General features: G+C 67.5%; 10 protein-coding genes. 4 read left to right on the top strand and 6 right to left on the bottom strand.

Features of this window, described 5'->3' with window-relative positions; translation table 11 throughout:
• Nucleotides 1-7: 7 nt before the first annotated feature.
• Nucleotides 8-1,009 carry a LacI family DNA-binding transcriptional regulator gene (locus FB559_RS01905; protein ID WP_141952613.1) on the bottom strand — a complete coding sequence of 334 codons (1,002 nt, stop codon included), beginning with the start codon at nucleotides 1,007-1,009 and terminating at the stop codon, nucleotides 8-10.
• Between the two features lie 391 nt (nucleotides 1,010-1,400).
• Here FB559_RS01905 and FB559_RS01910 point away from each other — a divergent pair, with 391 nt between their 5' ends.
• From FB559_RS01910 to FB559_RS01920, 3 genes are all read left to right on the top strand, one after another.
• Nucleotides 1,401-2,018, top strand: a complete 618-nt coding sequence (locus FB559_RS01910) for a dihydrofolate reductase family protein (protein WP_141952615.1) — start codon at nucleotides 1,401-1,403, stop codon at nucleotides 2,016-2,018.
• 65 nt (nucleotides 2,019-2,083) lie between these two features.
• The gene (locus FB559_RS01915; RefSeq protein WP_141952617.1) at nucleotides 2,084-2,347 is read left to right on the top strand and encodes a hypothetical protein; all 264 of its coding nucleotides are present in this window, start codon (nucleotides 2,084-2,086) and stop codon (nucleotides 2,345-2,347) included.
• Between the two features lie 1,291 nt (nucleotides 2,348-3,638).
• The gene (locus tag FB559_RS01920; protein WP_141952619.1) at nucleotides 3,639-4,112 is read left to right on the top strand and encodes a hypothetical protein; all 474 of its coding nucleotides are present in this window, start codon (nucleotides 3,639-3,641) and stop codon (nucleotides 4,110-4,112) included.
• A gap of 291 nt (nucleotides 4,113-4,403) precedes the next feature.
• On the opposite strand, the gene FB559_RS01925 is transcribed toward FB559_RS01920, so the two are convergent.
• On the bottom strand, nucleotides 4,404-4,871 hold the full coding sequence (locus FB559_RS01925; protein WP_141952621.1) for a DUF3592 domain-containing protein: 468 nt from the start codon (nucleotides 4,869-4,871) through the stop codon (nucleotides 4,404-4,406).
• A gap of 690 nt (nucleotides 4,872-5,561) precedes the next feature.
• On the opposite strand from FB559_RS01925, the gene FB559_RS01930 reads away from it, so the two are divergent.
• Entirely contained in the window at nucleotides 5,562-5,816 is a 255-nt protein-coding gene (locus tag FB559_RS01930) for a hypothetical protein (RefSeq protein ID WP_141952623.1), read from the top strand.
• 324 nt (nucleotides 5,817-6,140) lie between these two features.
• Here FB559_RS01930 and FB559_RS01935 read toward each other — a convergent pair whose 3' ends face one another.
• The 4 genes from FB559_RS01935 to ppdK all read right to left on the bottom strand — a co-directional run bounded on the left by FB559_RS01935 (nucleotide 6,141) and on the right by ppdK (nucleotide 12,696).
• Nucleotides 6,141-7,721 carry a cellulose binding domain-containing protein gene (locus FB559_RS01935; protein WP_141952625.1) on the bottom strand — a complete coding sequence of 527 codons (1,581 nt, stop codon included), beginning with the start codon at nucleotides 7,719-7,721 and terminating at the stop codon, nucleotides 6,141-6,143.
• A 76-nt stretch (nucleotides 7,722-7,797) separates the two neighbouring features.
• On the bottom strand, nucleotides 7,798-8,790 hold the full coding sequence (locus FB559_RS01940) for a chitinase (protein ID WP_141952627.1): 993 nt from the start codon (nucleotides 8,788-8,790) through the stop codon (nucleotides 7,798-7,800).
• Nucleotides 8,791-9,168: 378 nt separating this feature from the next.
• On the bottom strand, nucleotides 9,169-10,002 hold the full coding sequence (locus FB559_RS01945) for a YdcF family protein (RefSeq protein WP_246121301.1): 834 nt from the start codon (nucleotides 10,000-10,002) through the stop codon (nucleotides 9,169-9,171).
• Between the two features lie 45 nt (nucleotides 10,003-10,047).
• Entirely contained in the window at nucleotides 10,048-12,696 is a 2,649-nt protein-coding gene (gene ppdK / locus FB559_RS01950; RefSeq protein ID WP_141952629.1) for a pyruvate, phosphate dikinase, read from the bottom strand.
• Between the last annotated feature and the right edge of the window lie 142 nt (nucleotides 12,697-12,838).

Consider the following 12,838-nt stretch of genomic DNA (forward strand, 5'->3'; position numbering starts at 1 on the left):
GGGCCGGTCAAGCGGAGTCGCGGATGATCAATGTGGTGTCGAGAACGACATTCCGGTCGGGGGCGCCGGCGATCCGGCCGAGCAGCTCCCGTGCCATGCGGGCGCCCATCTCCTCGATGGGCCGCCGGACCGTGGTGAGCCTCGGCCGTACCCGGCCGGCGATCGGCGCGTCGTCGAAGCCGACGACCGCGACGTCGTCCGGCACGCGCCGGCCGGTGCGGCGCAGCGCCCGCAGGGCGCCCACCGCCATCTCGTCGGAGGCGGCCAGCACGGCGTCGATGTCCGGGCGGCGGTCGAGCAGCCGGTTCATCGCGTGCTCCCCCGAGGCCTGCCGGAAGTCCCCGTAGGTGATCAGGCCGGGGCTCGTGGCTCCGTGCACGGCCATCGCCGCCCGGTAGCCGGCCAGCCGGTTGACTCCGGCGGCCCGGTCGGGCGGCCCGGCGATGGTTCCGATCGCCCGCCGGCCGGATCCGGCGAGGTAGTCCACCGCGGCGCAGGCGCCACCGCGGTCGTCGGCATCGACGTACGGCAGCGACATGGCGTGGAGCGGACGGCCTCCCAGCACGACCGGGATCCCGGCCTGCCGCAGTGCCGCGCACGGTCCGTCGTGCGCGCCGATCAGCAGGACTCCGTCGGTCTGGCCGCTGCGGAGGAACCTTGAGACGGTCGTACAGCGGCCCGTGACGCCGGTGACGAGCACGACGAGCTCACGCCGGTCACCGAGCTCGCGCCGCACGCCCCCGAGCAGCCGGGCGAACGAGCCGTCACTGAACACACGTGTGTCGTCCTCACAGATCAACGCGGCTATCGAGCCGCCGCGGGGCGCGGCGCGGTTCGGCACGTAACGCAACCGCTCGACGGCACTCTCGACCTGAGTGCGGGCGCGCTGACTGACACGCGCGCTTCCGTTGATGACACGCGAGGCGGTCGCGGGCGACACACCCGCGAGCGCCGCGACGTCGGCAAGTGTCGGCATCTTGGCCGTCTCCGGAGGTGCAACGAATTCCATCCAGGTCAAGGCGAAGACTCCCTTCTGGCGCGGAGGCACAGCTGGCGAGGTGGGAGCGCTCCCACACCATCCAAGGCCGACAGATGCTTGTCAATAGGAATGTGTCGGGCGTGTAAACCGTCTGTTACAGGGCGTCCGGGACACCATGGATGATCAGCGACCCCACCAGGACCGATTTGTCGTCACTCGCCGACACGGTGGGTGACCGATCCGTGAAAGACCATGAAAGGGCAACAGTGAAACGTCCTTTTCGCCACGTCGGCAGATCCCCGGCGGCATACCATCGCCGCTCGTCTCGAACGCCTTCTGCCGCCCGGCGATGAGTTTCCGCCTCGCCGACGGTCGGACCGGACGGCACGACATCTCACAACGATGATCAAGGAGCACTTCGATGCGGAAGATCACCGCCGGTCTGTTCATCTCGCTCGACGGCGTCGTCGAGGACCCGCAGGACTGGCACTTCCCGTACTTCGACGACGAGATGGGCATGGCCGTCGATGCTCAGCTGGGCGCCGCGGACACGCTATTGCTCGGCCGCAGGACCTACGACAGCTTCGCCGGCGCGTGGCCGGACCGCGAGGCCGCGGGCGGCGATGACGCCGCCATGGGCAAGGCGCTCGGCGACGCGCGCAAGATCGTGGTCTCGAACCAGGACCTCCAGTTCACCTGGCGCAACTCCGAGCAGCTGCGAGGCGACCTGGTCGAGACCGTCACCGCCCTGAAGAACGAGGCGGGCACGACGCATATCGGAATGAGCGGATCCGTCTCCGTCGTCCGTCAGCTGCTGGCCGCCGGCCTCCTGGACGAACTCCATCTGCTGGTGCACCCGATCGCCCTCCGCAAGGGCGCGCGCCTTTTCGACGAGGGCGAACCGATCCCGCTGCGGCTCGTCTCCTCCAAGGCCTTCGCCACCGGCGTCCTGCACCTCGTCTACGCCCCGGCCGCATCCACTCTCACGGGCACGTACGACGACGCCAAGACGCACCTGCCCCAACACGGAAACGACTGACAGGGCGCGGTGGTGACCGACCGGCCGTCGCCGATGGGAGGAATGCCCTGTGTACAGTCCATGGCATGCGGTGCGCCATGTGTGGGTCGGAACGACTGAGCCCGGTCGGGGAGCTCGTCTCGGGCGGCAAGTGGCAGGACCGCCTGGAGCTGAGGTTCGGCCGGCAGGGGCTACTGAAGGCCCGCCCGACCTTCGATGCGGGCTTCGCACGAGCCTGCCGCGACTGCGGAGCGCTGTTCACCTTCCTGAGCAGAGACAGCCGCAAGCGCCTGGACGCGATCGCCGACGACCTGACCGACGTCGAGGGCCGCCCGACCGCCCCTGCCTGAGGGCACGGATTCACCGCCGGCCGCGCCGACCCGATCGCTGATCACAAGAGGAACGCACGCGTAAGGCGATCGACCGGCTTCCCGGGGGTGTCGCCACCCGAGGACCGGAAGCCTGGTGACTGCGGCACACGATGTGCGCCCTGAGGTGGTCAATGAGCCGATAACGCCCCAGGTCAGACGGACTAGCCGGCGAATTCCTTGCAGATGTTCGTGAACTGTGGGCTGGATGACGCTTACCTGGGGTGACGTCCCTAGCAAGGCTGTGGGCTGCACAGACGATTGCCGACGTCTGCCATCGATTGTTGAGCGTGGTTGAGATGGACGGTGCCGATTACGTGCTTACGCGTGGGGGCCGGCCGATCGCTCTGCTCCGGGAGACCGAGCGGGATGATCCCTGGGTGTCGTGTGAGTTTCGGGCTTTTCCCGCGTTCGAGTCCGTCCGGCCGGTGTTGCAAGCTGCCAGGGAGGAGGACACGTGGGGAGCTGTGCTCCGCGTGCGCCTGCTTCGCCTTCGCTTGCGCTCGACTAACGGTGCTCCGACCATCAGACGGCTCCGGCTGGTCGTAGACGGGGATACGGCGCGTTTCAGGTTCGCGCTCGGGCTGTTCGGCCTGTGGAGGTTTCGTAGATGGGCAAGACACCAGATGTCTGCAGGCCTCGGCTAATCACTTCGATGAGCGAGACACGGACCCGTGGCCCGGCCGCCCGACCGGCACGGCCGGAGGGACCGGCGCCCACGCCGCACGCCCGTAGGGCGTGCCGGAGCGGGCGGCCTACGGCGGCGCGCAGCGCCAGCGCCAGCGCCAGCGCCTTGATTCAATAGAGATTAATTCGGCAACGTATCCGCCACCGCCCCAAAGAACAGCCCGAGCAACGCCACCCAAATGAACCCGCAGGCAACCCTGCGACCCCAACCCGCGAGGGGGCGTGGGGGGCGGAGCCCCTCACATCGGGGGTTCCGGGGGTCGCCCCCCGGGCCGGCACTGTGGAGCCTAGAGGATTCGAACCCCTGACTTCCTGCTTGCAAATCATGCCGATCTTGCCCCATATGGCCGTTGACCTGCGCGGGCATGTGTCCGCGAGTAGCCGCTGTTGACCCCTGATCACCCTGGCTAATGGCACGCTAATTGCACGGGGCAGGGCATCGAGCGGTAGGCAGTTGCGGGAGGACGCGTCTGCGGCCATATGTCCACAGTGGCCGGTAGACCCGTCTGTGTCAGGTGACCGAGACCCGGTCGCTCCGGATCGGTAGCTTCCGCCTGGGGCCGACCGCTTGTCGGGGAGGTAGCGCATGGCGCGGGTTCCCGAATACAAGAAGCGTCTGTACATCGCACTGGGTTTCTGGATCGTGTTCCTGGTGCTGTGCAAGATCGCGTGGGATTCCGGGAGATTCAGTGACTGGGGTCCGCCCCTGATGGCCTTGGGCGTGTACGAACTATGGGTCGCGCCTACTCGCTGTAAAGCGAGAACCACGCGCAAGGGCTTATGCAAGCACCCCTGCTACGGCCTGCTTAAGGGATGCAGGCATCAAGTGTCGCACGGTCCCGGGAAGAGAGCAGACCTGTTCCGTGCCCTCACCGCCGGGCGATCGCAGGCCATAACCGCACCTTCAGCCGACGGGACGGCGGCCCTGAAAAGTCAACCCACCCCGGACCCGGACACCGTCACTGTCGACATCGCCCAACGACTGGTGATCTTCTTCACCGTCGTCGGCGGCATAGCTGGCGTCGTGCAGACCATATTTGCGGCTGTGTCCATGCACTGAGCGGCGAACCGGCTTTGGGCGCTCTGCAGCGTCCTCGCGGCGGCAACCCGGCGGCCGACTGACCTAAGCGTTCCGCGCTATCAGCTTGGGAAGCGTATGGAACTCGGCCGTCACAAGCGCTGACCTGGCCGTCGGTGTGCTCGTGAGTGACCGCGGTTGACCCTTGATTACCGTGGCTAATGGCACGGCCCTTCACCGTCGCCCCGGTCGGCCGGACGTGACCTCGTCAGGCCGTCGACCGGCCCCTGGGCGCCAGCTGGCTCCCCCGAGCGAAAGATGTCGACTGCTTGATCACCATAGCCCGTTGATGACCTGATAGATCAACATGGCAGTTCCGGCCGTTCCGGTAAGTATGGCTATCGCGAGCAGGCGCCCGAAGACTGCTGCCGAACTGCGGTAATCGCGCCATCGCACGTCATCGGGATCATTTGGATCATAAGCAATGCGTACCTGTTCACCGATACGGAAAGGCGGGCGCCAAATCGAAGGAACCTTTCCTACTCTGGATGTAGCGCGGATATTCCTGCCACTCTCCACGGCGAAATCGACGACGGGAAAATGATTCATGCCGAACGCAAGAGGATTGCTCGGCCAGAATTCCGTACGTCGCCTAATGCCAACGACTGTGCCAACGGTTGGGATCGCTGAGCGCCGAAAAAGGAGGTGCGGCCGCACGACGGCACGCCAAGTTACCGTGACGAAAGCGAAGCTGCCGACCGCCAAGACCAGCGACAGTAGACTCATTCTCAGGTCACTCATAACCAAATTATGCCTACGCGTTACGCTTCTCGCAGCCTCTTACCGGATCATCTCGTCGCCACCCCGCATCAGCCCAGCGGCGCATCGCCTCCCCCGGGCAGGAGCCGACTTCACCATGATCGCTCGCGGCGCTCATCTACCAGCACGCCACCAATCGAGCCGACCAAGCGATTGCCGAGGCCCTGGACGCCCTGCTCACGACCCAGGACGGCGGCAGCGACGATGACGACGGGGCAAGCCTAAGTGCGCGGAAGATCGTTAATGCCCGCCAAAACGATCGAGGCCCAGACTTGGACTACTGTCCTGACCTGGACCTGAGCGTGTGGAGCGGGTGACGAGAATCGAACCCGCACTGTCAGCTTGGGAAGTCGGCACCAGTGATCGTTGATCACCTGCGGAAGCGCTGACCTGCGCCTCCCTTACGCTCTGCCCATTGACGACCGTACGCGACCGTGACCGTCCGCTCTGACGGGCACGTAACGGGCACGCGGTTCATGGCAAGATCCACCCCATGCGTGCACGGGAGTGGCTGAACACCGATGACCGGTTCATTCCGGGCCGGAACTCTTCCGCTCGGACCGAGCTTTCACCGTATGGGCCTACACGATCAGCCACAGCCAACTACTGCTACGCACACGAACGGGGGGCGAGCAGTCCCGCATAGACCTCGTCTTCAAGCCCGTCCTAGCCATGAAGCTGAGGATCGAATACCCCGACGGCGTCGTCCGATGTGCCGACCGGGAAGAGGCCGAGCAGATCTACGCCGAGAACGTCGATATCGACCATGACGGCGGCGCGCGCTGTCTGATCTTGGAGACCGGTACGGGTCGGGACTATGTCGTGAGCTACGCCGTCGGCTGGGAGGAAGACACGGCTACCGATCGGGACCCAAGCAAACTCGCTGGTTTCGCTCCCGCGAGTGACCCAGCCCGCATCCTGCCGTAGCAGCCTGTGGGTTGTTCAGCAAGGGCGATGGCCCAGTGCATCGAGCATGGTTCAACATGATGGTCTGGTACCTCGGCCTGAGGTCGGGTGCTACAAGAACGGCATGCACGAGCTGCGCCACACGTACGCGTCGACGTTGCTAGCCGGCGGCTGTCGATATCTGCACGCTGGCCGAGTACCTCGGACATTCTGACCCTGGTTTCACACTGCGGACCTACACGCACTTGGTGGCCTCTGGCGAGACGCGTACGGCGATCGACCGGGCGTTCCGGGGTGTCGCCACCCGAGGGCAGGAAGCCCGGTGATCGCCGTACACGATGTGTCCTAGCCGGTGAATCCCTTGAAGATGTTCGTGAACTCATAGGTGCTCTGGCTGATGCCGCTGCACGTCGGCTGCACGCTGCCGTTCGGGCAGCCGCCGTTGTCGCGGCCGGCCGACCAGAAGCCGATGGAGCCCACGTGGTTCGACTGGGCGTAGCTCAAGACCTGACGCGCGATCGCCTGGGTCGTCGTCGGGCCCGTGTCGTTCTTGCCGATCATCGGGGTCAGGCCCAGCATGTGCTTCAGGTCGGCGTCGCTCTTGCCCGGCCAGATCTGCCGCATCTGGCCCAGGGTCGCGTTCGCCGCCGAGATGATGGCGGTGCCCCAGTCGCCGGTGAAGCCGAAGTCCATCAGCATCGGGTTCACCGTGACGTTGAGGCCGCGGGACGCCGCGTCCTGCAGGATCTGGACCGAGAACGGGTCGACTCCGTAGTCCTGTGCCTGCACGCGCAGCGTGTACGAGATGGTGGTGCCGCGCTCGCTCTGCAGCTGCTTCAGCGCCGTGTTCACCTGGGCCACCGGGATGGACGCCTCCACGTCCACGTCCAGGCGGTTGCTGCCGACCGCGTCCAGGGCCTTCTTGTACGCCGCCTCGAGAGCCGCGCTCGACCCGCAGGTGGTCTCCAGGTACGGGCCCGCGGCTCCGCCGGTGGAGACGGTCACATCGCCGCCGACGCCCTTCAGGTCGTTGACCTCGCCGATGACGCGCGAGTCGTTCAGCGGAACGGTCCCGCCCCAGGACGGGTTGCAGCCGGTGCTGTCGGCCAGCGCGAAGGCGAGGTTGAAGTGCTTCTGGCCGGTCGCGTTGGCCACGTCGCGGAGGGTGGGCGTGGCGAAGGTGATGTCGATGTACGGCGAGAAGCGGCCACCGGTGGATCCGCCGCCGCCCCCGGATGACGCGTCCGTCGTCGCGCTGACGGTCGAGGTGAACGCGGACAGGTTGCCCGCAGCGTCCCTCGCCCGGACCTTGAAGGTGTAGGCGGTCGAGGCGCTCAGGCCCGGCACCGTCGCGCTCGTGCCGGTGACCGTCGTGGCGGACGACGATCCCTGGTAGACCTCATAGCCGCTCACGCCGACGTTGTCGGACGAGGCGCTCCAGGACAGCGACACGCTGGACGACGTGTGGCCGGTCACCGTGAGGCCGCCCGGCACCGACGGCGCCTGGGTGTCCGCGGAGCCGCCTCCGCCGTCGCCGCCCGCGCACGCCGCGCCGTTCAGCTTGCACCCCGTCGGCGCACCGCCGCCGGCGACCACGAAGCCGAACACCGCCGAAGCACCTGGGGCGAGGCTTCCGTTGTAATCACGGTTCTTGAAGGCGTAATGCGAACCCGTCTGGGTCAGGGTCGCGTCCCAGTACGTCCCGGCCGACGTCCCGGACGGCAGGTCGAACTCCACCGTCCAGCCGCTGGTCGCCGCGGTGCCGTTGTTGGTGATCGTGTACTGGCCCTGGTAGCCGTTGTCCCAGGTGGACGTCTTGGCGAAGGTCGCGGTGTTCGCTGCCGCGTACGCCGACGTGACGGGCAGCAGGAGAAAGGCGAGGGGCAGCAGGAGCGCCCCGATGAGGGACAGCCGGGCTCTCTTCATGTGGCGGGGAACCTCTCTTTGGTGGGACCGGCTCCCGGCCGCCGTCTGGCGGGTCACCGCGACCGGGAGCCGGGGCTCAGCCGGTGAAACGGGCGATGACCTTGGCGAAGTCGAAGGGCTGCTGGGTCACGCTGCTGCACTTGCCGTCCACCCAGCCGACGTTTCCGGTGCACGAGCGGTCCCGGTTGAGCGACCAGAACGACAGCCGGGCGAGGTGGTGCTCGCTCGCGTACCCGAGCAGCGTGGTGAACGTGGCCGGGGTGAACAGCTCGCTCGGCTGGTCCGTGTGGCCGTTCATGAGGATCAGGCCCGTACGGGCGTAGACGGCGTCGGAGGACAGGTCGGGGCGGAGCGCGACGAGCTGGGCGTGCGCGTCCTCCATCACCTTCCCTACGTCGGCGGCCATGGACGCGGCCGGGCCTCCGTAGTCGAAGGCCATGACGGCGTACGTGTCGATGTCAGCGCCGTTGTCCTTGGCCCGCTGGATCTCGGCCCGGTCCAGGTCGCTCAGCCCGATCGTGGTGACCGGCATGGTCAGCGAGACCTCCAGCCCGCGTCCCGCGGCGGCGGCGTTCTGCTTGAGGATCCGGACCGCCTGGAAGCGCCGGGCCTCGCCGGCGGCGTCCCCGAGGTCGTCGCCCTCGATGTCGAGGTCGATGTGCGTCAGCGCGTACTTGTCGATCACCTGCTGGTACGCACGCGCCAGTGACGCCGCGTCCGGGCAGGCGGCTCCCAGTTCGACGCCGTTGTAGCCGCCGAACGAGGTGGCCACGTCGCCGCCGGCCGCGCGCAGGGCGTCCACGTCGGCCTTGACCGTCGTGTCGCTCGAGACGAGACCGCCTCCGTCCCAGGTGGGAGTGCAGCCACCGCCGTTCGGCGCGAGCACGAAGGCGAGGACGAGCTGCCGCAGGCCGCTCCCGCTCACGATCGAGGAGATGGGCTGCGGGTCGTTGTCGAGCGGCATGTAGTACGCCGACGCCCGCAGCGGCGCGGACCACGCCGGGTGGCCGACCAGGATGAGCGGGCCGATGAGGAGAGCGGTCAGCAGGGCGCGCAGGCGAAGACGCACGGGGGTCCTCCTTGCGGATGCCCGCAGAGAGCGGGCGAGGGTCACGGCGGCGGTCCGAACCCTGTCGCGGCCGTTGGGCGAGCCCCCGAGGCTCACAGCCTGCACCGTCCTGACGCGGCAGTCATGATGAAGTGGACAGGATCCGGTCAGGTCGCGTCAATATCTAACAGGAAACTTTCCTATCAGAGTTCGAGGCACTCCGGCGAACCGCAAGTCAATGCCTAGACCACATCCGGCGCAGCGGATCCGAAACCCAACTTACGGGCGTCCGTAACACGCGCAGGGTGATCACGCGATCACCCTGCGCGTGCCCGGCCGCCGGCCAGGCTCCGCGAGAACGGCCCGGACGTGGAGACCCCGGTACGGGACGACAGCGGACTAAGGCTCGTCGTGCCAGCGCCCGTACAGCTGGAAGTACAGGTAACCGCCGGTCTCGCGCACGATGTAGTGCAGCTCGGTGTCGCGCGAGTAGACCATCGGGCCGCTACGCGTCGGCGAGGTCACCGCCTGGATCCCGTTGGCACGTGCCATCGTGCGGGAGCGCAGCGTGTGCGGCGGGTCGGTGACGATCACCGCCGTGTGCCAGCCGAGCTTCCGGAACTCACTCCCGACCGCGATCATGCTCTGCAGCGTGTCGCTGCCCGTCGGCACGGCCACCAGCCGGCTCGCGGGCACGCCGTGCTCGTTGAGCCAGGTCTTCCCGCTGCCCGCCTCGGTGAAGTTGTCGCCCGGCCGGTTGCCGCCGACGGTCACGATGTGCTTCGCGACGCCTGCCTGGTAGAGGCTGAGCGCGTGCCGCAACCGCCATTCGAGCACGTCGCCGGGCGTGCCGTTGAACTGCGCGGCGCCCAGCACGAGGATCGCGTCCGAATGCGTGCGGACGTCCTCGCGTGCGACGTACCAGACGTAGAAGCCCGCGGCGAGCGGTGTACCGACGATCAGGGCGACGACCAGGAAGAACGTCCGCACGACCCAGCGCCACGGCGTACGCCTGCGCGGGCCGGAGGAGTCCTCGTCGTAGGGCACCACCGGCTCGTCGGGCTCGTCGGGCACCTGCCGCCGCCGCGGAAGATCTTCACGCGTCGGATCCGCCTGTCGCCGAGGCAGGTCGAGACGCGTACGTGGGGACTTGTCCCCCATGTCGTCTCGGTGCATCTCGACGGTGGGATCCGTGCCGTCCGGTCGTTCGGTGATCGCTCCTCCATCCCTCACGACCGGTCAGACGAACAACACGGGCCGATGGTTCTGTGAGTCTCGTTACCCGTTCGACTCTATCGCCGCGCGCCCCGCTTCCAGGCGAGCGACAGGGATGCGGAACGGCGAGCAGGAGACGTAGTCGAGGCCGACATCGTGGAAGAAGTGCACCGATTCCGGGTCGCCACCGTGCTCACCGCAGATGCCGAGCTTGAGGTCCGGCCGGGTCCTGCGGCCCTCCTCGACGGCGATCCGCACCAGCCGCCCGACGCCGTCGACGTCCAGGGTCTCGAACGGGGAGACGCCGAAGATGCCGAGTTCGAGGTAGCGGCCGAAGAACGCCGACTCGACGTCGTCGCGGGAGAACCCCCAGGTCGTCTGGGTGAGGTCGTTGGTGCCGAAGGAGAAGAAGTGGGCGGCCTCGGCGATCTGGCCGGCCGTCATCGCGGCGCGCGGCAGCTCGATCATCGTGCCGATGAGCGCGTCCACGCCGACGTCCGCGAGGATCCCCTCGGCCTCGTCCCGGACGATCTCCAGCTCCTGCACCGCGGCCACCAGCGGGATCATGATCTCCGCGTGCGGGTCCTTGCCGGCCTCCGTCAGCTCGGCCACGGCCTCCGCGATGGCGCGTACCTGCATGCCGAACAGCCCGGGGATGACCACGCCGAGCCGTACGCCGCGCAGGCCCAGCATGGGGTTCTGCTCGTGCAGGCGCTGTACGGCCTCCAGCAGCCGCTCGTCGTCGTCATCGGCGTCGCCGGTGGCCACCTTGACCGTAAGGTCGGTGAGGTCGGGGAGGAACTCGTGCAGCGGCGGGTCGATCAGCCGGATCGTCACCGGCAGGCCGTCCATCGCCTCGAAGATCTCCTTGAAGTCCTGCTTCTGCAGTGGCTCCAGGGCGTCGAGGGCGTGCTGCCTGTCCTCCGTGGTCTCGGCCAGGATGAGGTCCTCGACGTACTGCCGCCGCTCGCCGAGGAACATGTGCTCGGTACGGCACAGCCCGATGCCCTGCGCGCCGAACCTCCGCGCGCGGGCGGCGTCGTCGCCGTTGTCCGCGTTGGCGCGTACGCCGAGGCGGCGTGCCGCGTCGGCGTGGCCCATCAGCCGGTCGACCGCCTCGACGAGTTCGTCCCCTTCGGTGGCCGACAGCGTGCCCTCGAAGTACTGCACGACCGGGGAGTCGACGACCGCGACCTCGCCGAGGTAGACGGCGCCGGAGGTCCCGTCGATCGAGAGGACGTCGCCCTCCTTGATCGTCACGTTCCCGGGGCCGTGCGCCTGCCGGGCCTTGACGTCGATCTCGAGCTCCTCGGCACCGCAGACGCAGGTCTTGCCCATGCCACGGGCGACGACGGCGGCGTGCGAGGTCTTGCCGCCCCGCGAGGTGAGGATGCCGCGTGCGGCGATCATGCCGTCCAGGTCGTCCGGACTGGTCTCGCGGCGCAGGAGGATGACGTCCTCGCCGTCGTCGGCCAGCTCGACCGCACGCCGGGAGGTGAAGACGGCCTTGCCGACGGCGGCGCCGGGCGAGGCGCCCATGCCCTTGGTGAGCTCCTCGGCGTCGCTGATGTCGCCGAACCGGGGGAACATCAGCTGGGCCAGCTGGTCGCCGGTCACCCGGCGTACGGCCTCGTCCTTGTCGATGAGCCCCTGGTCGACGAGCTGGGTGGCGATGCGGAACGCCGCGGCGGCGGTCCGCTTGCCAACGCGCGTCTGCAGCATCCAGAGCTTCCCGCTCTCGATGGTGAACTCGATGTCGCACAGGTCGAGGTAGTGGTTCTCGAGCGTCTCCATGATCTGGAGAAGCTCGTCGTAGGAGCTCTTGTCCAGCTCCTCCAGGTCGGTCAGCGGCACCGTGCTGCGTACGCCGGCGACGACGTCCTCGCCCTGGGCGTTCTGCAGGTAGTCGCCGTAGATGCCCTGCCTGCCGGTTGAGGGGTCACGGGTGAAGGCCACGCCCGTGCCCGAGTCCATGCCCATGTTGCCGAAGACCATCGCGACGATGTTGACCGCCGTGCCCAGGTCCGAGGGGATGCGCTCCTGCCGGCGGTAGAGGATGGCGCGCGGGGCGTTCCAGGATCCGAAGACCGCCTTGATCGCCAGGTCCATCTGCTCGCGCGGTTCGGTGGGGAAGTCACGGCCGGCCTGCTCACGGACGATGTCCTTGTACCGCGCGACCAGACCCTTGAAGTCGTCCGTCTCCAGGTCCAGGTCGTTCTCGACGCCCCTGGCCTGTTTCGCCTGGTCGATGGCGTCCTCGAAGAGCTCCCCGTCGATGTCGAGCACGGTCTTGCCGAACATCTGGATGAGGCGGCGGTAGGAGTCCCAGGCGAACCTCTCGTTGCCGGACCGCTCCGCGAGGCCGTGCACCGACTCGTCGTTCAGCCCGACGTTCAGGACGGTCTCCATCATGCCGGGCATCGAGAACTTCGCCCCCGAACGCACGCTGACCAGCAGCGGGTCGTCCGGCTGGCCGAGGCGCTTACCCATCTCCCGCTCCAGCGCCTCGAGGTTGCGCCCGATCTCGTCGTCGAGGCCGTCGGGTACGGAGTCGTGCTCGAGGTAGTACCGGCATGCCTCGGAGGTGATGGTGAACCCAGGGGGTACGGGCAGTCCGAGGTTGGTCATCTCGGCGAGGTTGGCGCCTTTGCCGCCAAGCAGGTCCTTGAGATCCTTGTTGCCCTCAGTGAAGTCGTACACATACTTCGGCATTGGGGACTCTTCCTCACTCCCGGCGTGCTGAATGCGGTGACTCTACCCACCTCTCGGTGAAACCTCGGTCACTGTGGGCGTTGGTAGGTGTTCGTGCAGGTCAGACTGGGTAAAGTGGTCTATTCCAATACCGACATTCCCG

Origin of the sequence: Actinoallomurus bryophytorum (assembly GCF_006716425.1) — a bacterium.
Taxonomy (GTDB): Bacteria; Actinomycetota; Actinomycetes; order Streptosporangiales; family Streptosporangiaceae; genus Actinoallomurus; species Actinoallomurus bryophytorum.

What these genes read in the sequence shown, in the direction of transcription:
- FB559_RS01905 (WP_141952613.1), bottom strand. Translation starts at nt 1,009, where the DNA reads ATGGAATTCGTTGCACCTCCGGAGACGGCCAAGATGCCGACACTTGCC.
- FB559_RS01910 (WP_141952615.1), top strand. Translation starts at nt 1,401, where the DNA reads ATGCGGAAGATCACCGCCGGTCTGTTCATCTCGCTCGACGGCGTCGTC.
- FB559_RS01915 (WP_141952617.1), top strand. Translation starts at nt 2,084, where the DNA reads ATGCGGTGCGCCATGTGTGGGTCGGAACGACTGAGCCCGGTCGGGGAG.
- FB559_RS01920 (WP_141952619.1), top strand. Translation starts at nt 3,639, where the DNA reads ATGGCGCGGGTTCCCGAATACAAGAAGCGTCTGTACATCGCACTGGGT.
- FB559_RS01925 (WP_141952621.1), bottom strand. Translation starts at nt 4,871, where the DNA reads ATGAGTGACCTGAGAATGAGTCTACTGTCGCTGGTCTTGGCGGTCGGC.
- FB559_RS01930 (WP_141952623.1), top strand. Translation starts at nt 5,562, where the DNA reads ATGAAGCTGAGGATCGAATACCCCGACGGCGTCGTCCGATGTGCCGAC.
- FB559_RS01935 (WP_141952625.1), bottom strand. Translation starts at nt 7,721, where the DNA reads ATGAAGAGAGCCCGGCTGTCCCTCATCGGGGCGCTCCTGCTGCCCCTC.
- ppdK (WP_141952629.1), bottom strand. Translation starts at nt 12,696, where the DNA reads ATGCCGAAGTATGTGTACGACTTCACTGAGGGCAACAAGGATCTCAAG.